Annotated in this window: 13 protein-coding genes; 8 read left to right on the top strand and 5 right to left on the bottom strand. The window is 40.9% G+C overall.

The features are described 5' to 3' along the window. The first annotated feature begins 141 nt into the window (after window positions 1-141). From BUF13_RS13185 to BUF13_RS13205, 5 genes are read left to right on the top strand one after another with little or no spacing between them, the layout of a single operon-like run. On the top strand, window positions 142-3,606 hold the full coding sequence (locus tag BUF13_RS13185; RefSeq protein WP_073572259.1) for a SusC/RagA family TonB-linked outer membrane protein: 3,465 nt from the start codon (window positions 142-144) through the stop codon (window positions 3,604-3,606). Window positions 3,607-3,633: 27 nt separating this feature from the next. Further along, window positions 3,634-5,100 carry a SusD/RagB family nutrient-binding outer membrane lipoprotein gene (locus BUF13_RS13190; protein WP_073572260.1) on the top strand — a complete coding sequence of 489 codons (1,467 nt, stop codon included), beginning with the start codon at window positions 3,634-3,636 and terminating at the stop codon, window positions 5,098-5,100. Window positions 5,101-5,126: 26 nt separating this feature from the next. Beyond that, window positions 5,127-5,570, top strand: coding sequence for a hypothetical protein (locus tag BUF13_RS13195; protein WP_073572474.1), 444 nt, complete (start codon window positions 5,127-5,129; stop codon window positions 5,568-5,570). Window positions 5,571-5,609: 39 nt separating this feature from the next. Further along, window positions 5,610-6,779, top strand: a complete 1,170-nt coding sequence (locus tag BUF13_RS13200) for a pyridoxal phosphate-dependent aminotransferase (RefSeq protein ID WP_073572261.1) — start codon at window positions 5,610-5,612, stop codon at window positions 6,777-6,779. A 16-nt stretch (window positions 6,780-6,795) separates the two neighbouring features. Beyond that, complete coding sequence (locus tag BUF13_RS13205; protein ID WP_073572262.1) at window positions 6,796-7,941, top strand: AEC family transporter; 1,146 nt, start codon at window positions 6,796-6,798, stop codon at window positions 7,939-7,941. Between the two features lie 50 nt (window positions 7,942-7,991). Here the strand turns inward: BUF13_RS13205 and BUF13_RS13210 are convergent, their stop codons facing one another. From BUF13_RS13210 to BUF13_RS13225, 4 genes are all read right to left on the bottom strand, one after another. Then, the gene (locus BUF13_RS13210; protein WP_073572263.1) at window positions 7,992-8,798 is read right to left on the bottom strand and encodes a 3-keto-disaccharide hydrolase; all 807 of its coding nucleotides are present in this window, start codon (window positions 8,796-8,798) and stop codon (window positions 7,992-7,994) included. Beyond that, a complete protein-coding gene (locus BUF13_RS13215) occupies window positions 8,795-11,485 on the bottom strand; it encodes a c-type cytochrome (protein WP_073572264.1) in 2,691 nt (896 codons plus the stop codon). The genes BUF13_RS13210 and BUF13_RS13215 overlap by 4 nt, the downstream gene beginning before the upstream one ends. A gap of 209 nt (window positions 11,486-11,694) precedes the next feature. Beyond that, complete coding sequence (locus tag BUF13_RS13220) at window positions 11,695-13,206, bottom strand: RagB/SusD family nutrient uptake outer membrane protein (protein ID WP_073572265.1); 1,512 nt, start codon at window positions 13,204-13,206, stop codon at window positions 11,695-11,697. 45 nt (window positions 13,207-13,251) lie between these two features. After that, window positions 13,252-16,353, bottom strand: a complete 3,102-nt coding sequence (locus BUF13_RS13225) for a SusC/RagA family TonB-linked outer membrane protein (protein ID WP_073572266.1) — start codon at window positions 16,351-16,353, stop codon at window positions 13,252-13,254. 342 nt (window positions 16,354-16,695) lie between these two features. Between BUF13_RS13225 and BUF13_RS13230 the strand changes: the two genes are divergently transcribed. The 3 genes from BUF13_RS13230 (at window position 16,696) to BUF13_RS13240 (ending at window position 22,828) form a co-directional block, all read left to right on the top strand. Beyond that, a complete protein-coding gene (locus BUF13_RS13230) occupies window positions 16,696-19,845 on the top strand; it encodes a PVC-type heme-binding CxxCH protein (RefSeq protein WP_073572267.1) in 3,150 nt (1,049 codons plus the stop codon). Between the two features lie 99 nt (window positions 19,846-19,944). After that, complete coding sequence (locus BUF13_RS13235) at window positions 19,945-21,054, top strand: FG-GAP repeat domain-containing protein (protein WP_073572268.1); 1,110 nt, start codon at window positions 19,945-19,947, stop codon at window positions 21,052-21,054. A 214-nt stretch (window positions 21,055-21,268) separates the two neighbouring features. After that, window positions 21,269-22,828 carry an arylsulfatase gene (locus BUF13_RS13240; protein WP_073572269.1) on the top strand — a complete coding sequence of 520 codons (1,560 nt, stop codon included), beginning with the start codon at window positions 21,269-21,271 and terminating at the stop codon, window positions 22,826-22,828. 72 nt (window positions 22,829-22,900) lie between these two features. Here BUF13_RS13240 and BUF13_RS13245 read toward each other — a convergent pair whose 3' ends face one another. Then, entirely contained in the window at window positions 22,901-24,583 is a 1,683-nt protein-coding gene (locus tag BUF13_RS13245; RefSeq protein ID WP_083586453.1) for a sulfatase family protein, read from the bottom strand. Window positions 24,584-24,617: the final 34 nt, after the last annotated feature.

Raw genomic sequence — 24,617 nt, forward strand, 5'->3', positions numbered from 1 at the left:
TAGACCAAAAGTGATATAAAGATTTAACCGGGTCATACGGAACCGGATAGAGATATAGAAGCTAGCCGCAAGGCTTGGAATGATTAGTAATAAACCCAAAAGCACCTACTAGTACCATTCTAACCTCTAACCTTTTTATCTATGCTCTCAAATTTTACACGCTGCTTGCTGGTCGCAGGGATAGCGAGTGTCATATCGACACCGTCTATCGTCGGGGCCCAATCACTTCAACTCGCCAAGGGTCCTAGCCCCACTTTAGCGATAGCCTCCAAATCTCTGGAGTCTGCATTTAGAGATCTTGAAGAGATCTATTCCATTTCGATTGCCTATAATTCAAGTTTGGTTACAGGCAGTACTACTCAAACTACTATCAACTCCAAACTTTCAGCAGAGGAGAATCTCAGTAGAATCCTGAAAGGAAGCCGTTTGAAGTACCAAAAAGGTTCAGGGAATTTTTATTTGATAGTAAAAGACAACGATTTCCAACCCAATTCAGCGCCTAGCTCCACTTATTTAAACTCTCCAAAAACTGAGGTTAAACAAGCAAATAGAACCATCCAAGGTGTGATATTTGACGATACGGAAATGGGCATCCCTGGTGCCAGTATTTTAATCAAGGACACTAAAATCGGTGTCGTCACAGATTTGGATGGAAAATTCTCATTGACTTTCGACGAAAGCATCCCTAACCCTGTCTTGGTTGTTTCCTTTATTGGTTTTACTACGAAAGAAATCCCTGTAACATCCCAATCTGAATACAGCGTATTCTTGATTCCTTCAGATTTAGCCTTGAGCGAGGTGGTGATTACAGCATTTGGTTTGGCAAGGGACAAGAAAGCACTAGGCTATACCACGCAAAGCGTCAATGGAGACGCATTAAAAGACGCGAGAGCCTCCAATGTTGCCAATTCTCTTTCAGGCCGAGTTGCAGGCGTTCAGATCACAGGTAACTCCAGCCCAGGAAGTGGATCTCATATCGTAATTAGAGGTTCATCATCAGTAGCAGGAAACAATGAACCATTGGTCGTCGTCGACGGTGTTCCGCTGGAGCAATCTTCCTCTAAAAGATATGGAGGCGGATTATCAGAAATTAATCCAGACAATATCAAAGAAATCAATGTCCTCAAAGGAGCAACTGCCGCTGCATTGTACGGGTCCAGAGCTGCCAACGGGGTAATAATGGTAACCACCAAAAACGGTGAAGGAACCAAAGGGATCGGACTGGAAATCAATTCAAACATGACTTGGGACAACCCGCTCGTCAAGCCAAACTTTCAGAATATATATGGGGGTGGTGCTGGATATAGAACCTGGTATGTGGATGGAAGAAATGGATACGATGCTGAAAGGATCCGTGGTACTGCAGGTGTAGACGAAAGCTGGGGAGCGCCTATGGATGGCAGCCTAGTCCCACTTTGGTATACAGCACCTGAAAGAGCAGCTCTACTTCCACAACCTAACAACTGGGAAGACTTTTGGGAAACTGGAAGCACTCAAACATTCAACGTAGCCCTCTCAGGCGGAAATGAGCAAGGAAACTTTCGCCTTTCTGTAGGCAAAATGAATCAGTCCAGCATCATGTATAACAATGATTATTGGAGAAACAATTTCAAACTCAACACTTCTTACAAATTCACTCCTGATCTACAAGTTGTAGTAAATGCCGAATACATCAAAGCGGGATCTGACAATAGAAGATACTCCAATAGCTCGGATTTTATCTGGTCTCATCGACACTCGGATTTTACAAAATTGAAAAACTGGGAAGATTATTATGCTACTCAACAACTCACATTTAGAAGTGGGGATTTCTACCCTTATGCCAACTGGCAACATGAGTACTTTTCAAATTCATTCTTTTATCAAGACAACTACACAAATGCAAACGAGAAAGATCGGTTAGTAGGGAATATTGCTCTAAACTATGATTTCAATGAACATTTCAGCATCATGCTGAGAAGCGGAACTGATTTTTGGTCTGACCTAAGGGAAAATGTAACCGGTGTAGAATACACCAAAAATAACGTCAAAAGACTCGGGTCATATCAAGAAATAGCTCTAAGAAGTCAAGAAACCAATAATGATGTGATCCTGACTTACGACAAAGAGCTTTCAGACATTTTCCACATGAAAGTTCAAGCTGGAGCAATTAATAGAACCAACACCTATAGAAGAACACAGGTCAATGTAGGTGAATTGACCATCGATGGGCTTTACAACTTAGGAAACTATGCCAGCCCTACCACACCATCGAGTGAAACAAGTGAACAGGTAGTAAATAGTGTATTTGGCTCTGCACAATTGGGGTATAAAAACTTCCTATTCATGGATATCACGGGAAGAAATGATTGGTCAAGTACCTTACCAATTGACAACAACTCATTCTTCTACCCATCCATAGCTTTGAGTGCGGTTTTAACCGACATGTTCAACATCGACTCAGATGTATTATCATTTGCGAAAGTCCGAGCAAGCTTGGCTCAGGTAGGAAATGATGCCTCTCCTTATTTGCTAAATCAGGTCTATTCTTCCGTTGGGCTTTGGGCAGGGACTACCCCTACTTACACCGAGTCCAAAGAAATCGCCAATAGGAACCTAAAGCCAGAAATCACTACCGGAAAAGAAGTCGGTTTAGACATCCGATTCTTTCAAGGGAGACTGGGACTGGACATGACTTATTACTATCAGTCTACTATCAATCAGATCTTAGCAGTCTCGATATCAACGGCTTCAGGATATACAAGTCAAATTTTGAACGCTGGTGAAATCACCAACCAAGGGCTCGAAGTTATGTTGAATGGAAGACTATTAGAGCATCATTCCGGATTCACATGGGACATGGCATTAAACTTTGCCAGAAACAGAAACAAAGTAGTTGAACTGGCTGAAGGCCTTGAAAACTATATATTGGGAACCCAAAACAGTTTAACCTCGGAAGCTAGAGTTGGACAACCATATGGCACATTATATGGAAGACGGTATCTCAGAAGTCCAGAAGGTGAAATTATTTACAGAAATGGTCTCCCTGTTTTAGATTCTGGCACTCATCCTTTAGGAAATATTCAGCCAGACTGGATAGGCGGTCTTTCTAACACATTAAGCTATAAAGGCTTTACATTTTCTTCCCTCATAGATGTGAAAATGGGTGGGGATATTTTTGATGTGGGTACCGGACTGGCCCGAAAGACAGGACAATATGCCGAGACTGCTTTAGGCAGAGAAGAAGGCATCATTGGACAAGGTGTAATGAATATTGGTTCAGATGAGGAACCAGTTTACGTACCAAATGATGTAATAGTGAACGCTACTACATTTTGGAATGCGCAAAATCCTAGAACCTACCATGAGGCAGGTGTTTTTGATGGCACATTTGTCAAACTCAGAGAGGTAACCCTTGGATATAGTTTCCCAAAGAACTTTTTGAGCAACAACTTCATCCAATCCATGAGGCTATCCTTTATAGCTAGAAACCTAGCCATCCTCTACAAAAACCATCCTCATATGGACCCAGAGGTAGATAATAAAGGTGGAAATGCTCAAGGATTTGCTTATGGAGAAATGCCTAGCACCAGAAACATGGGCTTTAATCTGAACATCACTTTTTAATCCCCTACACTCTAAAAATTTAATGTCATGAATAAATACTTTATAAAACATATTTCAGCTCTCTTAATCGTGTTGGCATCTTGGACTGCTCTGTCCTGCACCAGCGAATTCGAGGAGATGAACATTGATCCAAACAATCCAGTGGAGATTTCCCCTGCATTGCTTTTGCCAAATGCTATCCAAACAGTTGTAGATAGATACTGGGGACATAGTACCAGATATCAACGATTGAATATCGATGCTGCCATGTGCTGGGTTCAATACTTATCTAGAAACATTTACATTAATGCAGAAGGGGACAGCTACGAAATACCTCTTACAGTTTCCTCAGGAACTTGGAATGCTATTTACACCCAATCTCTTGTCAATTTTGAAAGAGTTCAAAACCTAGCCTCACCTGAAGCAGCTTTTGAAAACTCCAATTATGTTGGAGTCGCCCTAGTAATGAAAGCTTTTGCTTTCTCCTATCTGACGGACGTATTTGGTCCTATTCCTTATTCTGAAGCCTTAAAAGGCACTGCTGAGGAAGTAATCAATTCTCCAAAATATGATTCTATGGAGTCAATTTATACAGGACTATTAGCTGACCTCGAGGAAGCCAATGACAACTTAAATGTAGATGGCCCAGCCATCGCAGGAGACATCCTTTTCAATGGAGACATTCTAAGATGGAAAAAGTTTGCAAATTCTCTCGCGCTTAGAATCGCGAATAGACAATCTGGAAAATTACCATCGGAATCTCGAGCCATTATGACAAAAATCTTGGGAGACCCTTCTACCTATCCAGTCTTTACAAATCAAGAAGAATCTGCCAAACTCATCCACTTTGATGTAATCGGAAGTAGAAACAAAATGTTTGATGTGTTTTCTACTAGGTCCGATTGGAACATTAGCACCACTCTGATTGACAAACTTCTTGAATTAGATGATGAGAGAATCACTGTCTATGCACAGCCTTTGGCTGATGGAACTTATGCAGGACTTCCCAATGGCTTGACGGACGCTGCCGCTGGAACCTTCAATGCATCTCGAATCGGAACAAACTACTTAAGCCCAATCGCTCCAAGTCTTCTTCTTTCTTACCCTGAATTGCTCTTCATAAAAGCTGAAGCAGCCTATGACGGAGACATTGATGGAGACGCATCAGCATTGCTTGAGGAGGCTATAACTGCAAGTTTTTCGCAACACGGGTTGACTATACCTAGTGACTATATGAGCAGAATAGGGGCTGTTTCGAAAGAAACCATTATGACCCAAAAATGGCTGGCACTTTTCGGACAGGGAGTAGAAGCCTGGACTGAATACAGACGAACTGGATACCCTGTTATGCCAGCACCCCACCCTAGTTCGGTTTTCTACAACGAAGGGGTATTACCAACCAGATTGGAATATCCTACCTCCGAGTATTCACTGAATGTGACAAACTTAAATGAAGGAGTCGGTCTTCTCGGCGGAGCGGACAATATGAGAACACCACTTTGGTGGGTAGAATAAACCTCCACTTTCAAAAAATGAACAACATGAAAAAATTCATAAAAACACCTTTCCTATTAGTCGCGCTTTTCGTCATGCTTTTGGCTCAATCTTGTGTGGAAACAGATGACTTGGTTACTCCGAACGTCGCTTCACCTGTACTGATTTTATTGGACGGATCAAGCTTTTCATCCACTTCTTCAGTTTCTGTGAATTCGATGACTTATGAGCTTGACAAAACCAATATTCTTGACCATACCCTAGGTATAGATTCCATTCCTGTATCAAACCTAAACTTGGAGGTTTATATAGAAACCACAACGAAGGTAGCTTCATTGACAACAGACACCAATGGAAGTGCAGACCTAGAAATCACTTGGGGAGAATTAGGAATTGATGAACCAACTAGCGGCACTCAAGTTCGACTTGAATTTGCTGGATCCTACAAGGACATCGCTTTTAGAAAATACCACACCGTCACTGTAGAATAACAACCTGAACTTTAGATATCCACCTAATTACATAAAACCATGAAACAATCAATAAGTAGAAGAAACTGGCTGAAATCCAGCTTTTTGGCGATGGGCTCATTGAGCCTAGCCCCTTCTTTAGCTTTGGCAGCAAAAGAAAACCTTCACTCCTACCATCCAAAAAGTAGATTAAAGGAGTATATACCTGCCTTTTCCTATGATGAGGCGAGACTGGTAGCTAAGCTAAACGCGAATGAAAATCCATATGGCCCATCTCCAAAAGTGGTAAAAGCTATTTCTGAATCTGTATCATCTGGAAATAGGTACGGACACGGGGAAGCAAAAATTCTAATTGAAATGATCGCCGAAAAAGAAGGCGTTACCCCTGAACATATCATGATGGGACCAGGCTCTTCAGATTTATTAGAAAAGACAGCATTCGTACAATTCATGGAAGGGGGAAACATAGTTTCTGCAGATCCGGCTTATATGTCCATCATGAGGACAGCACAAGCCTTGGGAGCTACTTGGAAGCCTACTCCTTTAACTCTAGACTATCAGCATGATTTAGATGCCATGGCCAAAGAAGTTGATTCTGACACGAAGCTTGTCTATGTCTGTAATCCAAACAACCCAACAGGCTCGATCACAGACCCTAGCAAACTCAAAGCTTTCTGCTCCAAAACATCAGAGAAGGTACCAGTATTTGTTGATGAGGCATATTTGGAGTTTTTGGATGATCCAGAGGCAAATTCTGTAGTCGGGCTAGTCGCTGAAGGCAAGGATGTCATAGTGGCCAGAACTTTTTCCAAAATCCACGGAATGGCAGGCCTGAGAATAGGATATATCGTGGCTCAACCTGAGCGAATCAAATCAATCACTTCCAAAGTACGAAGTACAATGGGCCTTTGTGTCACTTCTCTAAATGGAGCAATTGCCAGCATGAGTGAGCAATCATTTTTAGCCAACTGTCGAAAAATGAATACTGAATGTAGAGAATACACTGCATCTGAAATCAGCTCATTGGGATATGACATTATTCCATCAAATACTTCCTTTATGATCTTCCCAATTGCAATGGAAGGACAACCATTTCTGAAAGGCATGTATGACGAAGGCGTAGGAGTCCGTGTATTCAATATTGATGATAAACCTTGGTGCCGAGTGAGTATGGGAACCATGGGAGAAATGCAGCAATTCGTCGAAACATTCAAAAAAATTACCGCTTGATTAAACCGAATTCCCCATGAGCTTTGCTTTGGAAAAAACTCTTTCTTTGATCCTTCTGATTGGAATTGGAATTTTACTTCAATCGAAATTCCGATCGGAGGATCAGAAAAAGGGAATTAAGACAATGATTTTGTCGCTTGCCTTACCAGCTATGATTTTTGTCGCTTTGATGAAAATCGAAATCAATACAGATCTCCTTATTCTACCAGTTCTGGCCTTGTCCTTTAATCTGGTGATGTGGTATATCACGAAGATTTCTCTTCCAACTTTTGGGATCAGAAGGAATTCAAAAGAGATGCGAACCTTATCACTTTTGATCCCTTCCTTAGCACCTGGTCTGACATGCTTTCCATTCATTGTTGAATACCTTGGAGATGACCTGCTGGCATGGGCGGCATTAGCAGATATAGGAAACAAAATATTTGTCTTGATTCTAGCCTATTTGATTGCAATGTCTTTGTACTACAAGACTCAAAAATTAGAGTCTCGATCAAACAAAGAAAAGGTCAAAGAATTGCTAATTGCCATGGTCAGTGAGCCCATTAATTTGGTAATCATCCTGGCAATTATACTTCTTAGCTTTGGGCTTTCTATGGACAGCTTTCCTGGATTCCTTTCCACTTCTATTATCATGATCAAAGACATCATGACACCATTAATCTTGTTGTTTATGGGAATAGCAGTGATGTTTAAATGGAGTCAGATTAGAAAAATCTTTTCCATTTTGACTTTTAGAGCAGGGATTACATTCCTTTTAAGTGGTATTTTTCTTTGGCTTGCACCTGAACTTACCCCAGCTTTATCACTTTTAGCAGTGGTTTTCCCACAGAGTGCAGTTAGTTTTTGGCCATTTGCTCACATGTCAGCTGTACGAAAAATGGAATTGGATTCAGAAAGCCTAAGAAAAACTTTCGATTTGGACCTTGGTATTAACGTGCTTGCAGTCTCAATGCCTTTTAGCACTTTGGTGATTCTCGGAATCTTCACAAGTGGAAATCTCTGGATTATTCCCACCAATGTATTAATTCTTGGAGCCTCATTAGTAGCCTTATCACTTTCTCCCCAATTAATAAAAATCATAGTTGCCAACAGAAAAAAACTAGTAGTGGAAAAGGAGGAAAGAAATCATCGAAATTTGAAACTCGAAGAAATGGAAAAATAAAAAATGAACTTCAAAAAAAGGCTGATCAATCGACCAGCCTTCATTTTTTCTTACAATTTCTTCAATTGAATATCCTTGAACTTGACCATCATTGGAGGCCCTACGTGAACTTGCATTCCCAGTAAGCCTGAAAGCATACGATTTTTCTCATCATCATCATGAACTTCACTCATCAGAGTTCCATTCACATAGTGCTTCATCACATTTCCTTTGATCACCAAATGGATTGAGTTCCATTCTCCTTTTTTGATCAGGTTGCCCAGCTCTTCTCTGTCTCCTAGTTCTTCAGTCACATGTAGACCTTTCCAGGCATTTCTTTCTACATATTCTCTGACAGTCATCCCATCAGGCTGAGAGGTGATATCTGTCTTTTGACCTCTGTAGGCCAACGTAGTTCTCTTCCTCTCCTCATAATTCTGACCTGTATATCGATTTGCGGCATCAATATCTGCCTGATATCCTCTTAGAGCAAAAGGAACCTCAGTAAATCGATCACTTCTGTATTGAACACCTGAATTTCCGACCTCAGAAATCCAATAATCCAATTTCAATTCAAAGTCCCCTACTTCTCCACCTTTCCAGATGATAAAAGTATTGCTTTTCAAAATGGTCTCAGGAGTAATTTCACCTACGATTGCACCATCTTTCACGGACCAATAGACAGGATCATACTCCCATCCTTCCAAATCTTTCCCATTGAAAATCGGCTCAAAATCAACCTCACTCATCAAAGGATCTTTTGCATATCGCGGCCCTTGCTTTTCAGGAATTGATGCAAAATCCACCAAATACCCGAATAGCATCAATAAACCAACCGCCTCTACGAATAAATATTTTTTAAAGAAATTCAATTTCATTTTTCTGCTGTTGCATTGTTTTGAAACACCTCGTTATTCTCGTTTCCACCTGAAATCAGGTAGGCCATCAAATCTTTCAATTCCTCTTCATTCAATCTATTGATCAAACCTGGCAACATGATTGAAACATCAGATTCTTTAGCAAGAGTAACCGTGTTTTTCGGCACAGTTCTGATGGTCTCAGGAGCAAATGGATTTTGAGAAATGTAGTAATTCGCATCATCCTGATCGATCATTCTGCCGACGATAGAACCACCATCTTTCAACTCAAGAACGGTTGCTTCATATTGCTCAGAAATCGTCTTACTTGGCTCGATAGTAGCTTCCAAGATATCTTTCTTAGAGAATCGAGTTCCTAACTGCGTCAAGTCCGGACCAATGATTCCGCCTTCTCCTCCCATTGTATGGCAAGAAGAACAAAGAGTCGCTTGGAACATCGCCTTTCCTCTTTCAAAATCCCTGCCAGCAAGAACTTCAACTACTGGTTCCGCCTCTTCTACAGTCCATCTTCTTCCTGGACCTTCTGGCTGTATTCCAGTATTTGCAATATCATTTCCATTGGAAGTCAATAAAGCCGCACCAGACATTTCATCGTATTTAGCAAAGTCAGCTTGAGGAACATTTTCCAAGGCCATTTTTCTGGCTCTATCAATAAAGCCTACATAACTTCTACCTCCTTTATACTTGAAGGCATCCTTAATCCAAGTGAAGTATTCCTCTCTCATCTCAGGAGTCCAGCCATGATCAGCTCCACCCAAAACAGTTGCAAAATAGGTCTGTTGAGCCGGTGGCACATTTGCCAACATATTTGCGATATCCATTCCGTACTGAGGATTTCTAAATACCAAGTCAGACGAAGAAGTGAAAGTCTTTTGATAGTCTGCATCATCTTTCGCAGTCTCCAAAAGTGCCAAAGTCTTCTCAACCGCATCTGGAGCATCCAAGTGAGTCAACAAAACTGCCAAGGATCTATCCAACATATTGTCGTTGGAAGGGAAATTAGGATCCAAGTAAGCAACCAAATCCTGCTTCACCGGATTGGCAGCAGCATCATGACGATACAAAGTCACCTCGATTGTTCTCAGTAAATCTTGCTTCTCTTTATCAGACAAAGAAGAATAATCAATCTCCATCAAGGACTTCAACATAGGAACCACATCAGCATTACTTCCATGTCTTGCCAATGCCAAAGCAGCTTGCGTCTTTTTCACTGCATTGGTTTCTGAGATAGCCTTATCTCTCCAGCTAGCAACCGGCTGATGCTCCAGTGCAATTCTAGCCGCATACTGAACGAAACGATCCTTGTTATCCAAGTTATTCCAGGCCATTTCCAGACCTTCAGAAGGTGCTCCATCTACATGATAGCTTTCCAGTTCTCTTCTGATTTTGGCCTCTTCCGGCATATCAGCCATGGTCAAAGGCTTATAGGTATCAATATCACCTTTGTAATAAACTCTATACAAGTCAGACTCTAATCTTCTACCTCCAGTAGCGAAATACATGGCACCATCAGGGCCAATAGTACCATCTGTCAATGGAAGCGGAGATCCAGAAATAAATTCTTCTGCTTTTGCATCATAGGTACCGCCATTTGGTGTCAAATGCATGGCGTAAATAATTCCGAAACTCCAATCGAAAGCGTAAAGAGCTCTTTTATACTTATCTGGGAAATTTGCTTCGGTTCCAAACATCACGTTGGTAGGAGAACCTTGTCCGATATTCACCAAAGCAGGCAGGTTATCTGGATAGTTTGGAGACCACTTGGAGTCACCTGTTCTCCAACCAAATTCTGCACCGCTAGGTACATGAAGTATTCTGGTTGGTCGATACCAAGGCATCCCAAAATCCCACTCCATATCAGAATCATAGGTGAATAGATCTCCTACTTCATTGAATGCAATGTCAAATTCATTTCTAAAACCTGCGGCGATCAATTCCCAATCTTTACCTTCTGGATCAATTTTGGCAATCCATCCACCTGGAGCCATTCTACTATTTGCATGACCTCTTGGGTCTTTGATCAATGGGAAAAGATTATCCTCATCCCAAACCCTTGGAAGTCTGTAGCGATTCATCTCCGGAACATCCACATGATTACCAGCAGAAAGAACAATTGACTTACCATCAGGTGTCAATTTCATAGAGTGAGGTCCATGTTCTCCAGGAGAACCTTCGAGCGTTCTAATTGTAGAAACAGTCTCAAACTGATCATCTCCATCCAAATCTTGGATTCTATACAATCCGGTATTTTTCTCAAAAATCTGGTTTGAATGGTGATTTACCATTACATACAAAGAGTTGAAAGCATATAGTAAACCTTGTGCATAGCCCATTCCTACTTGAGGCTCATCTACTCCACCTATGATCAGTTTTTCAACTTTTGGTTTTACTGTAGAATCAGAGCCAATAGGTGGCAACTCCAACCTATAAAGGAAGCCATACTGATCGGCTGTGATCATCCTTCCTTTGTCATCAAAAGTCATGGCTACCCAAGACCCTTGATCATTCTCACCTGGGCTATAAAGAAGCTCAGCTTCAAAGCCATCTGGGAGTTTTAACTTATCTATTTTAGGATTTCCGGTCAGTTTTCGGCCGGTAGTCGTTTCATCGCTTTTTTCACAAGCTGTAGCCAAAACCATCACACCTAGAAGGACTGCGATCGATTTCGGGATTCTTTTCAAAAACATATATCTCGGATTTATTGCTTCAATTAAGGCTTTCCATTTCTAAAACAATTTGCAAAATATTTCAGGGTCAGGAGAGCCATTCACAAAGGCTATTTACTATTTATCATTTTGTTTACCATCCTGCCATATCTGCCAAAAAATAACCCAGATTCTACAGAACTCACGAAAGTTCATTTGGAATCCGGGCTATCTACAAACAAAAAACCAGCTTAGAAATAAGGGCTCAAATCCGATTCTGCCGCAGGATACGGATAGAATTTACTCAGATTTGAAAACACATTCGGTCTTGGTACTGCTCCCTCCAATGGAGGATAGTAGTAATCCAGTGGATTAGCCACTATCCTTTGTCCATGAGGAATAATGATCTCTTCAATTCTATTTGTTCTCTGGATATCAAACCATCTTTTATTTTCAAAGGCTAACTCAACTCTTCTTTCTTTGAAAATAGCTTCTCCGAGATCCGCCTGACCTGATGCAGTAGTATCATCTAATCCTGCACGATCTCTAACCATATTCAAATACATGGCAGCCTCGGTGGTTTTCCCTTGCTCGTTCAGTGCCTCTGCCATGAACAAAAGAACCTCAGCATAACGGTAAACTGGCCAGTTCATCCCATGGTTATTGTGCTGAGAATGGAAACTCTGGAACTTCTTGATGTAAGGATAATTCTTATTATCTCTGAAACTTCCTTCTAGATAGACATTTCCGATAGAAGCTTCTTTTCGAAGATCACCATCTTCATAAGCTTCAATGATATCTGGAGTTGGAATATTATTTCCTTCACCGTCAATATTCTGAGGGTTGCTTGTCCCCATGATTGGCTCCAATTCAGAAGCAGAAATCGGTCTTGGCATGAACTGATACATAAAGTTCCCATTTAGACCAGCAGATCCTTCCAGGAATTGTACTTCAAACACAGATTCAGAATTATTCTTATTAGAGGTATTTTTAGAAAATGCCATATCGTAGGAAGTCATCAATTGATATTGATTACTTGTCACAACTGGCGTCAGAATTTGCTCAGCATCAGACCATTTTTCTTGATTAATATAGACATTTGCCAGAAGAGTCCTGGCAGCACCAGAAGTCACTCTTCCAGCCTGCTGCTCTGATTTATTTGGTAAAAGCGGAACAGCTGCTTGCAAATCTTGCTCTATTTGTGAGTAAATCTCAGCTTCACTAGAAAGGGGAAGTGCAGCCTCTTCTCTTGCCGCCACAGGAGTTAAATGCAAAGGAACGCTTCCCCAATAGCGAACCAATTCAAAATAGGCATATGCTCTCAAGAACAAAGCCTGACCTTTTACATTAGCTTTTGCATCCGCATCAAATTCAACATCATCAATCAAGTCCAAAATCTGATTGGTTCTGGCTATAATCTGATAATCCTGTCGCCATTGATCGGTCAAATGACCGTTGGGATTCGTCCCATTGGATTCCAAAAGGGAAAAATCTGCCAAATCCTCTTGAGGGTCTACAGCTCCAAACAGGACATTTCGTGCATAATAAGTATTATCAGAATGCATCTCTCCAAGCAACCAAGCACGGTTGTTTACAATATTTCGGAGAGGAACGTAGGCTGCATTAACAGCTTGCTCAAAGTCATTTTGATTTTTAAAGAAGGTTGCCGAACTCAATTGAGTTTCTGGTACCACGGTCAAGAAATCATCACAACTGGTTGACAAAATCCCTACTGCAGCGATGGCTAGAATATATTTTTTCATTTTTAAATTCAATTAGGGTTAGAAATGTGGTTCAACATCATTTGATTAGAAATTGATATTTGCACCAATTGTGATTGTTCTTGGAACCGGATAAGGACCCAAATCCACACCTGGACTCAAGTTACCACCATCACCAGTACCACTATTTTGCATACTAACCTCTGGATTTGGACCACCCCAATATTTTGTAAACACCCACATATTTTGACCAGAAAGGTAAACTCTAGCTGATTTTAGGGATTTTGAAATATTGGAGAATGTATAACCTAATGTGATGTTACGGATCGTGAAGTAAGATGCATCCCATACGAAGTTGCTGTTGTTCCAGTCTCTTTCTACACCTGTCACATTACCACCACCTACAGTAGTACCAAAGATCCCTTCTCCTGGATCTTCTGGAGATCTGAATCTGTCAATTGCTTTGGCAACCATATTAAATACTCCATCCAGATTCGCAGTTGAATAAAGGTGTCTCATATACAACTGATTACCATAAGAACCCGATGCTGTGATACTTGCATCAAAGTTTTTATATCTAAAGTTGTTCACCAAACCGTAAACGAACTTAGGGAAAGGATTACCGATGATGGCTCTATCGTCATTATCGCCACCATAAGTGATTACTCCATCTCCATTGACATCATCCAATTTGATACTACCTACAGTAGATCTACCTGGAATGATTGGAGAGCTCGCCAAATCTTCTTCATTAGCATAGTTACCCAACTTCACCAATCCATAGAATTGACCAAATGGCTGACCTACCTGAGTAATGTGATACGATCCATACACGCGATCGATACCATCAGCTAATTCGATTACCTTGTTTCTGTTGAAAGAAATATTCGCATTTGTCGTCCACTGGAATTCCCCTGTGGTGTTGACCGTATTCACTGCAAACTCATGACCCCAGAAATGGATCTCACCGATGTTGTCATTGAAGTTTGTAAAACCTGATTCCTGAGGAATCTGTACTGCATACAATAGATTCGTAGTGTTTTTGGTATAGAAGTCATAAGCAAACTGAACTCTATCATCCCACAAACCCAAATCAAGTCCTAAATCCAACTGCGTGGTTGTTTCCCAACCCAAATTGGAGTTGTTCAAGGAAGTAACACCAGCTCCTGCAACTACTTGGTCTCCGAATACCGCATTGATCGTATTATTCACCAAGGCATATTGTGTGTAGTTACCGATATTATTATTACCTGTTACACCATAACTAGCTCTAAGTTTAGCAAATGATACCGTAGAACTTGTATTCAAGAAGCCTTCGTCAGACATGACCCAACCCACAGATGTGGAAGGGAAAACACCCCATCTATTATCAGCTCCAAATCGAGAAGATCCATCTCCTCTCACGGATGCAGTAAATAAATACTTACCCATATAATTATAGGTCAATCTTGAGAACACGGAAGTCAAAGACCACTCACCTACACCAGACTGAGTTCCTCCACGGTTGATGTTGATCGCACCTTGAATAGTTGGAAGCCTATCATCTGCATAGGTATCTGCCTGTACTCTGGTACTTTCAAATCTAAATTTCTGATTTGAAAATCCGACCAAAGCTTCAAAAGTGTGATCACCGACCGTTTTAGCATAGGTTGCAATATTTTCATTCAACCAGGAAAGCGCTTCAAAATTTTGTCTCACTGAAACCGCAACTGTCGGAATTGCCACGTTAATAGCAGATGTAGCAGTCGATGGATTAAAGAAGAAAAATTTGGAGTTATTAATCTCGGTATTAAAAGTAGATTTCAAAGTCAATCCAGGAATCGGCTGCCAATCAACAAATGCATTTGCCAACAAATTGGTCTGTTTGGTTTCATTGGTGATCTCTCTAGCAGATCTTACCCAGTTAGGATATGCAAAGATATTTCCTGTTTCAGCTGGGAATCTATTATAATAGGTCAAGTCGCCATTATCATCATAAATAGGCATTACTGGCCACGTATGCAATGCATTGAAAATAATACCTGTACCACGAGTACCATCTGTTCTTGGTGTATTATCAACAACGTAATTTGGAGCCAAGTTAAACCCAACATTTACTTTATCTGAAATATTGTACATGTTGTTAATCCTCAATGAATATCTCTGATACTGCGTATTTTCCACTACGCCTTCTTGATCAAATACACCTGCAATGATTGCGGTATTTACTTTTTCCTTATTGGAAGTAATGGTCAAGTTGTAAGAAGAAATTGGAGCATTTTGGACGATCAAAGCATCATACCAGTCGTTATTTTGACCTCTATATTCAGATGGATTTTGGAAAGCAGCTGGAACAGATTGTCCTGCATCTTCATAGTATTCTTTTTTGAACTGAGCGAATTCCTCAGCATTCATCATTTCCAACCTTCCTCTTTGAGGAACATTTTGAATACCCGTGTAAACATTGAAACCAATATTGGTTTGACCTTGCTTTCCTTTTTTAGTAGTAATCAAAACTACACCGTTGGCAGCTCTAGACCCATACAATGAAGTAGATGCCGCATCTTTCAATACAGAGATTTCTTGAATCTCATCAGGGTTGATTTGATTGATATCTCCTGTAATAGGAAAACCATCCACAACATAAAGCGGCTGACTACCACCTGATACTGACAATTGGCCACGAATACGAACGTTCATCCCTTGACCTGGCTTACCTGTGGTCTGATTGATTTGAACACCGGCTAGTCTCCCTTGTAGTTTTTGAGCAGTCGAAGACACTGGCAAATCTGCCATTTCAGCTTCTGAAACAGATTGAATCGCCCCTGTAACTTCTCTTTTGATCTGGCTACCATAACCGACAACGACTACTTCACTCAGGTCTGAGGTGGAATATTCCAATGAAACATTGACCGTTGATTGCCCGGCTACAACAGCTACTTCTTTGGCAACAAATCCAACAAAACTAAAAACTAAAGTTTCTCCTGGAGCGGCCTGGATACTAAAAGAGCCATCGATATCGGTGACTGTACCCTTTTGTGTCCCTTTTACGGAGACCAAGGCGCCTGGGATGGGCTCATTGTCCGGCACCGAAACGACAACCCCAGTGATAGTCTGGGTTTGTCCAAAACTCGATATGCTTATGCACAGCGTTACTAGCAAAAATCCGATAAATCGGATTTTCACCCTAGATAGATAGTGGTTATTCATACTGGCGGGTTTAAAATTAATTGATAAAATTTCAACCAATTTTCATGAAATCACGTACAAACCCGTCCTGCCTTATCCTGCGTAACATACTGAAAATCAATACTTAATACACAGGACAGAGCAGGATACACCGACTATCACCTTCTTTTAACTATTTAAAATAGCAAACGTTGGCTTTATCAAAAAGACTCACAAACTCAGGATAGAACAGGACAGAAAGCCTTAGAAAATTCTGTATTTAAATTTTATTATTTATAATTATTCTAATAAAGACCACAGATAAAAAATATCTTGAATAATTAGGGCAATCCTTCTAATATTAGATTTCAATCTTCCTAATCTATGCAAATCAATATTAGACCCTGGTGGTTTTCACTATTACTTTTAGCTGGAATCAGTAGCTGTACTCAAGAAAAAACCCTTGAACTTCGCAAAAACTCACACATTACATTAGTAGGTAATAACCTTGCTTCCCGAATGATGGAGTTCGGCTGGTTCGAAACCGAAATGCAAGTTCGATATCCGGATAGCGCTTTAGTTATAAGAAATCTAGCCGATCCTGGCGACACTCCTGGTTTCCGACCAAGATCAGGGACCAATGATCCTTGGGTTTTCCCTGGAGCTGAAGATTTCCAAGAAGAATATGCAACTCCCTCTGGAAGTATTGGTTTCTTGGAAAAGCCAGATCAATGGCTTACCCGAATACAAGCAGATATAGTCGTTGGATTCTTCGGATTCAATGAATCTTTCCAAGGTTTAGAAAAGCTTCAAAATTACAAAGACGAGTTAGAGGCTTGGATTCTCCATACCCAAAAACAGAAATACAATGGCAATGCCGCTCCACAGATTGCTTTGGTTTCACCTATTGCTTTCGAAGATATTTCAGACCTAATCGATGTGCCGGATGGAAAAAAAGAAAATACCATCCTGAAGCAGTACACTGAGGGCATGCGTGAAATCGCTCAAAAATACGAATTGGTATTTGTGGATGCCTTTGATGCAAGCCAAGATTGGTATAACAGTTCTGATGAGCCTCTAACCATCGATGGCACACAGCTGACGGAAGAAGGCTATAAAATTTTTGGAGACTTTTTAGCAGACAAACTTTTCGGCCAGGCTAATCATCAAGTTGAAGCCAATCTTGACATGATCCATGCGGCAGTGCAAGAGAAAAACTGGATGTGGCACAATGATTACAAGATTCCAAACGGAGTTCACGTTTTTGGACGTCGCTATGATCCTTTCGGTCCTGACAATTACCCATTTGAGCAAGAGAAGATCCGTCAGATGACAGCGATAAGAGATTCTGCGATCTGGGATGCTAATCAAGGAAAGACTTTTGACTTGGCAACGGCCGATGCCAGAACAAGAACGCTTCCTGAAGTCACAACAAATTACAATCCTGAGGCAAACGGCAGCATGGAATACCTTTATGGTGAAGATGCTCTAAAAACCATCAAGGTTCCAGAAGGCTATAAAATTGAGCTTTTCGCTTCCGAACAGGAATTTCCAGATTTGGCTAACCCAGTTCAACTCTCCTTTGATAATAAAGGTAGACTTTGGGTGGCGACCATGCCTAGCTATCCTCATTACAAACCAGGTGATCCAAGACCTCAAGATAAATTGATCATTTTGGAAGACACAGATGGAGATGGAAAAGCTGACAAACAAACAACATTCGCAGACAATCTTCATATCCCAGTTGGTTTTGAAATTGCGGCTGATGGTGTCTATGTTTCTCAAAGCCCTAATCTGGTATTTCTAGAGGACACTGACGGAGATGACAAGGCTGATAAAAGAACCATTCTTCTTTCTGGCTTTGATGATCATGATACTCACCACGCTATTTCTGCCTTTACTACAGATGAAAGTGGAGCCATATTCATGGGTGAAGGGGTTTTCCTTCATACCAATGTGGAAACATCCTATGGGCCTGTTAGAGCAACCAATGGTGGTTTCTACCGCTACGAACCAAAAAGACATAAGCTAGAGCGTGTAAATCAGGTTTCTATTCCGAATCCTTGGGGAATTGCTTTTGATGAATGGGGTCAAAACTTCTATGCTGAAACCTCCGGACCAAATGTCAATTGGATGCTTCCGGGATCGACTTTACCTCGCTATGGAAATGCCAACTACAAAGGTCCAAACTTGGTAGAAAAAGCACATTTGGTACGTCCTACTTCCGGATTGGAATTCATTTCCAGTAGACATTTCCCAGATGACATTCAAGGTGATCTGATCATCAACAACACCATTGGATTCTTGGGAACCAAACAGCATCAAATGGTGGAAGACACCGTTGGTTTTACTTCCAAATGGCGTCAGGATCTGATCACTTCTACAGATCGCAATTTCCGACCAGTAGATATGGAAATAGCTCCTGATGGTTCTTTATACGTAGTCGATTGGCACAATATCTTGATCGGGCACATGCAGCATAATGCAAGAGATCCATTGAGAGATCATGTCCATGGTAGAATCTACCGTGTGACCTACCCTTCTCGACCTTTGATTACTCCAGCAAAAATCGACGGTGCGAGCATTTATGATCTTTTGGAAAACCTGAAGCTTCCTGAATACAGAACTCGATATAGAACCAAAAGAGAACTGAGAGGCAGAGATACTCAAGAAGTATATGATGCCGTAGAAAAATGGCTAACAGAATTGAATCCAGATGATCCAAACTATGAGCACAATCGTTTGGAAGCACTTTGGGTAACTTGGGGTGCTGACAAAGTGAATCAAGACTTGCTTCGTCAATTATTAAAATCTGATGATTACCGAGTGAGAGCAGCCGCTACCCGCGTATTGAGATATACAGGTCATCAAGTCAAAGATCAAGCGGAGCTATTGATGCAGTCGGTCAAAGATCCAAATGGAAGAGTGAGAATTGAGGCAATTGCAGCAGCATCTTGGCTTCCTAGAGAAATCGGCACGCCTATTTTGGCGGAAGCTGAAAAACAAGAAAAAGATAATACCTGGATTCCAAGAACTTTGGAAACTGCAGTTGCGCACATGAATGGACTTTCGGTTTCTCAGAAAAAAGAAGAAGACATCAAATCCTCACTGACTGGATCGGATAGAGAACTATTTGTGATTGGAAAAGAAATTTATGCCCGTGAAGGATTCTGCGCTACATGCCATCAGGAAGATGGTGGTGGCTTAGCTGCTTCTGGCTTCCCTCCTTTGAAAGATACTCCTTGGGTAACGGGAAGCCCAGAAAGAGCCATCAAAATTGTATTAAAAGGCCTTTTGGGACCAATCGAGGTGGCTGGAAAAGAATATCCGGGACAGGTTCCGATGACACCTTTCGAAGGAATGTTGGATGATTCTGAAGTAGCTGCGGTGTTAACTTTTGTAAGAAACTCATTTGGAAATCAAGCTTCTCCAATTTCTCCGGATATGGTGAAAAAGATTCGCGCGGAAATCAAAGATCACGAAGGATTCTACAACCCAAGTGATTTGCTGAAGCAACATCCAATGGAGAAATAAACCTGTCTTTCTAAAATTTTAGACTTAACAGGACAGTTTGAATGGGAAGGAATTGTAGATTTCTTCCCATTCTCATTTAAACCCTACAACCTTATCTTTATGAAGTCCTCAATACCTTTTTTTCTTTTCCTTGCTTCCTTTTCAGCTTTTTCACAAAGCAAAAACCTAAGTTTCTCCAGACAGAATATCGCCAGTGAAAGCTATGAGTCCGTGGGCACATTTGATGTGGATGGGGATGGGAATTTGGATTTGATTTCAGGGAGCTATTGGTACAAGGGCCCGGAATTCATGGAAAGAAAAATGATCGGCCAGGTCAAAAGGTTTGGAGAGTATTACGAAGATTTCTCTACCATTCCATTGGATGTGAATGAGGATGGCAAGATGGATTTCATCACTGGGGGATGGTTTGAAGGAACTTTGACCTGGAAAGAAAACCCCGGAAATGGCTCAGAATGGCTTGTTCACAAAATCGCTGAAACCGGAAACATAGAAACCACCAGAGCTTGGGACATTGATGGAGATGGAGTCATAGAAATAGTCCCAAACACCCCCGGAAAGCCATTGGCTTATTTCAAAAAAACGGGGGCTGGGCAATTTGAAAAATATCCCGTTCATGAGATTCAGGGACATGGCTTGGGTTTTGGAGATATGAATGGAGATGGAAGAGGAGACTTGATTATTACCGAAGGCTGGCTAGAAGCCCCTGCTGATCTTAAAAATGGCGAATGGATCCTACACGAAGACTTCAAACTGGATCATGCCGGAATCCCTGTAATTATCACGGACTTGAATAAAGATGGTTTGAATGATCTAATTGTCGGTCAAGGACACGATTATGGATTGGTTTGGATGGAGCAAAAGAAAAATAGCAGCTCAATTACTTTCGAAAAGCATGAAATAGACCCTTTCCAATCCCAGTACCACACCATGGAATGGGTGGACCTAGATGGAGATGGTCAGGAAGAATTAGTGACGGGAAAGCGATATCGTGCACACAATGGAAATGATCCTGGAGGGAAAGACGATGTCGGCCTTTACTATTTCAAATGGAATGGAAGCAGCTTTACCAAAAACATCATCTCTTTTGGAGAACCTCTAAATGGGAAAGGAACCGGTCTTTATTTTTCAGTTGCCGACCTTAACAAAGATGGAAAGCAAGATATTGCCGTGGCTGGAAAGGATGGATTGGTAGTTTTTTGGCAGAAGTAATAAACCATTTTTTGAATTACTGGTTACTAAGCAGTTAGATTAGAAATCGTTTTCGTATTATCTATTTTCTTAGGGAAAATATTCAAATGTTAATTATATTTATTGTTAAAATGTGACAATTTCACACTTTCAACATCGAAGATTTTCTTATTTGTTAGATAAATAGTGGAAATTCGTCCTCTAATTCTTTCATGACAAACCAATTTTCTCTTTTATGAAAAAGCTATCTTTTATCGCTTGCCTTCTGCTATTAGCCCAGTTGGGATTTGCACAAGACAGGCCAAACATCCTAGTCATCATGGTGGATGACGTGGCGCCAAACTCGCTTGGAGCATACACCATGGGCATGCAATATCCAACACCAAACATTGATCGTATTGCCAATGAGGGAGTTCTATTTACAGATCATTATTCTCAGCCAAGTTGTACTGCTGGGCGTGCGGCATTTATTATGGGTCAAGTCCCAGTAAGAACAGGCTTGACTACTGTAGGTCAGCCAGGTAATCCACTTGGAATTAAGCCAGAGGATCCAACGATCGCAGAACTTCTGAAACCATTAGGTTATATGACCGCTCAATATGGAAAAAACCACTTGGGTGACAGAAACGAGCACCTTCCGACTGTTCATGGTTTTGATGAGTTTTTTGGAAACTTGTATCACTTGAACGTATCTGAAGAGCCGGAGCAAGCAGATTATCCAAAAACCGAAGAATTCAAAAACACATACGGCCCTAGAGGAATCATCGAATCCTATGCGAGTGACAAGTATGATGACACGGTGGATCCACGTTTCGGTGTGATCGGGAAGCAAAAAGTGACAGACATTGGTCAATTATCTTCCAAAAGAATGGAGACTTTTGATGAGGAATTGGTAGCAAAAACCAAAGACTTCATGAAGCGTGCAAAGGATGCTGACAAACCATTCTTTATCTGGCATGCAACAAGTAGAATGCACGTGTACACTCACTTGAAAGAAGAATCCAGAAACCTAGCAACTCCAATTAGTACAGACATGGATTTGTTTGGTTCTGGTTTGATGGAGCATGATGGACATGTAGGGATGATCTTAGATTACATGGATGAATTAGGTTTGACGGACAACACCATTGTTATCTACACCACTGATAATGGTCCTGAGCAAAGTACTTGGCCAGATGCTGGTGTGACCATGTTTAGAGGTGAAAAAATGACAACTTGGGAAGGTGGTCTAAGAGCTCCATTCTTGGTGAGATGGCCAGGTAAAATCCCTGCTGGGTTGAAAAGAAATGGTATTTCTTCTCATGAAGATGTTCTTCCAACTTTGATGGCTGCTGTTGGTAATCCAAATATTTCTGAAGAATTGTTAGCAGGAAAGAAAGTTGGAGACATGACTTACAAAGTTCATATTGATGGTTTCAACAACTTAGATTATTGGACTGGAAAGACTGATGTGTCTGCAAGAAACCACTTCTTCTATTATTACGAGGCGAATTTGACTGCTTTGAGAGTAGGTCCTTGGAAAATGCACTTCGCTACGAAAACTCGTTATTTTGACGATATGGTAACTCATACCATGCCACGCCTATTCAACTTGAGAAAAGATCCATTTGAAAAATACGATGACGTATATGCTTTCGAATTGATCATGCATAAATCTTGGGTATTCCAGCCTGCGATTGGAGTTTTGAACAACCACTTGAGCACATTCATTGACTTCCCTCCTCGTCAGGCTTCTGCTTCCTTGGATATCAATAAGGCAATTGAAAAAATCATGAATTCAAGTACCAGAAATTAAGTTTTCTGATACCCAATAAAAAAAGCTCCCTGAATCAAATCAGGGAGCTTTTCATTTTTTTAGAATTGAGTATTATTCCTTTTTCTTCTCTCCTCCTTCTCCTCCACCGGAGAAATACTTTTGAAGTTCCTCTCTAGTCAACTTCCAATACTCGATTACAGGATTCTTTTTCACCTTTTCCTTGTACTCCTCGATAAACACCTGATTCAATGAGTCATTATCTTGGTACTTATTCCGAAGTGCTTCCAAGTCCTGATGTAGTACTTTTTGAACTTCAGCATAAGCTGGATCACCATAAACATTGTTCATCTCAGAAGGATCTTTTTCTAGGTCAAACAACTCCCATTCATCGATGTCATAGTAAAAATGGATCAGCTTATACTTACTGGTAGTAATTCCATAGTGTCTCATCACATTGTGCTCAGAAGGATGCTCGTAATAGTGGTAATAATGTCCTTTTCTCCAATCTTCAGGAGTCTTTCCTTCCAAGATAGGTAACATACTTACTCCTTGCATTTCAGCCGGAATCTGAGCTCCAGCAACATCAATCAAAGTCTCTCCAAAATCTAAATTGGAAACCAAATCTTCATTAACTGTTCCAGGCTTCACTACTCCTGGCCATTTGATCAGCAAAGGAGTACGAAGTGATTCACGATACATCCATCTCTTGTCAAACCAACCATGTTCTCCCAAGTAAAACCCTTGGTCTGAAGTATAAATCACAATGGTATTTTCGTCTAGTCCATTGGCCTTCAGATAATCCAGAACTTTACCTACACTTTTATCTACTGCAGAAACACTAGCAAGATAGTCCCGCATGTAGCGTTGGTATTTATAGCTTGTCAATTCGTCACCTGAAAGATTTGCCTTTTTGAAATCATCATAGATAGGCTTGTAAACCGCATTCCATTGCTCTTTTTGAGCCTCTGTCATAGCGGCTGGAGCATTTTCCATCAACTTGAGATCTGTCTCCAACTTCATTGTTTTGGCGATAGACATATTATTCAAAGAAGCAGCTTCTCTATTTCCGGAATAATCATCAAAAAGGCTTTCTGGCTCAGGGAAGGTAACATTCTCATACATCCCTAATTCATTTGGACCTGGCTCCCAATTACGGTGAGGCGCCTTGTGCCACATCATCACCATGAAAGGTTTCTCATCATTTTTGGCGGAATCCAACCATTCGATGGTCTTATCTGTGATGATATCTGTCGCATAGCCTTCTACTTCATATTGGCCATTCTGATTGATAAATTGAGGATTGTAATAGCGTCCTTGACCAGGTAAAATATCATAGTAATCAAACCCAGTTGGCACATCACCCAAATGCAGCTTTCCGATTGTTGCTGTTTGATAACCCGCTTGCTGCAATACTTTAGCAAAGCTTTCCTGACTAAAGTCAAATGTAGAACCGATTGTATTGTCTATAAATCCATTTTTATGGCTGTACTTTCCTGTTAGAATGGCTGCTCTAGAAGGCCCACAAATAGAATTAGTGACCAAACAATTGACAAAAAGCATCCCGTCTTTTGCTATCCTGTCAATATTGGGAGTAGGAGCCAAATCAGCCAAAGGCCCTCCATAGGCACTGATAGCTTGGTAGGCATGATCATCACTCATGATGAACACAATATTGGGCCTCTTTTTAGGTTTCTCTTCCACTTTGACTTCTTGAGAGCAGGCAGAAAGCAGGAGAAATGAAAGATAAACCATGCAAAGGCTTATCGAATTGGTAAATATCTTTTTAGGTTTCATATAGGGCGGATTGGTTAATTGTTTATCAAGCTGT

Source organism: Algoriphagus zhangzhouensis (assembly GCF_900148515.1).
GTDB classification, from domain to species: domain Bacteria; phylum Bacteroidota; class Bacteroidia; order Cytophagales; family Cyclobacteriaceae; genus Algoriphagus; species Algoriphagus zhangzhouensis.

Excerpts from the sequence above, each read along its gene's own strand:
- BUF13_RS13220 (WP_073572265.1), bottom strand. The coding sequence starts at position 13,206 with ATGAAAAAATATATTCTAGCCATCGCTGCAGTAGGGATTTTGTCAACC.
- BUF13_RS13210 (WP_073572263.1), bottom strand. The coding sequence starts at position 8,798 with ATGAAATTGAATTTCTTTAAAAAATATTTATTCGTAGAGGCGGTTGGT.
- BUF13_RS13245 (WP_083586453.1), bottom strand. The coding sequence starts at position 24,583 with ATGAAACCTAAAAAGATATTTACCAATTCGATAAGCCTTTGCATGGTT.
- BUF13_RS13185 (WP_073572259.1), top strand. The coding sequence starts at position 142 with ATGCTCTCAAATTTTACACGCTGCTTGCTGGTCGCAGGGATAGCGAGT.
- BUF13_RS13200 (WP_073572261.1), top strand. The coding sequence starts at position 5,610 with ATGAAACAATCAATAAGTAGAAGAAACTGGCTGAAATCCAGCTTTTTG.
- BUF13_RS13240 (WP_073572269.1), top strand. The coding sequence starts at position 21,269 with ATGAAAAAGCTATCTTTTATCGCTTGCCTTCTGCTATTAGCCCAGTTG.
- BUF13_RS13235 (WP_073572268.1), top strand. The coding sequence starts at position 19,945 with ATGAAGTCCTCAATACCTTTTTTTCTTTTCCTTGCTTCCTTTTCAGCT.
- BUF13_RS13195 (WP_073572474.1), top strand. The coding sequence starts at position 5,127 with ATGAAAAAATTCATAAAAACACCTTTCCTATTAGTCGCGCTTTTCGTC.
- BUF13_RS13215 (WP_073572264.1), bottom strand. The coding sequence starts at position 11,485 with ATGTTTTTGAAAAGAATCCCGAAATCGATCGCAGTCCTTCTAGGTGTG.
- BUF13_RS13230 (WP_073572267.1), top strand. The coding sequence starts at position 16,696 with ATGCAAATCAATATTAGACCCTGGTGGTTTTCACTATTACTTTTAGCT.
- BUF13_RS13205 (WP_073572262.1), top strand. The coding sequence starts at position 6,796 with ATGAGCTTTGCTTTGGAAAAAACTCTTTCTTTGATCCTTCTGATTGGA.
- BUF13_RS13190 (WP_073572260.1), top strand. The coding sequence starts at position 3,634 with ATGAATAAATACTTTATAAAACATATTTCAGCTCTCTTAATCGTGTTG.
- BUF13_RS13225 (WP_073572266.1), bottom strand. The coding sequence starts at position 16,353 with ATGAATAACCACTATCTATCTAGGGTGAAAATCCGATTTATCGGATTT.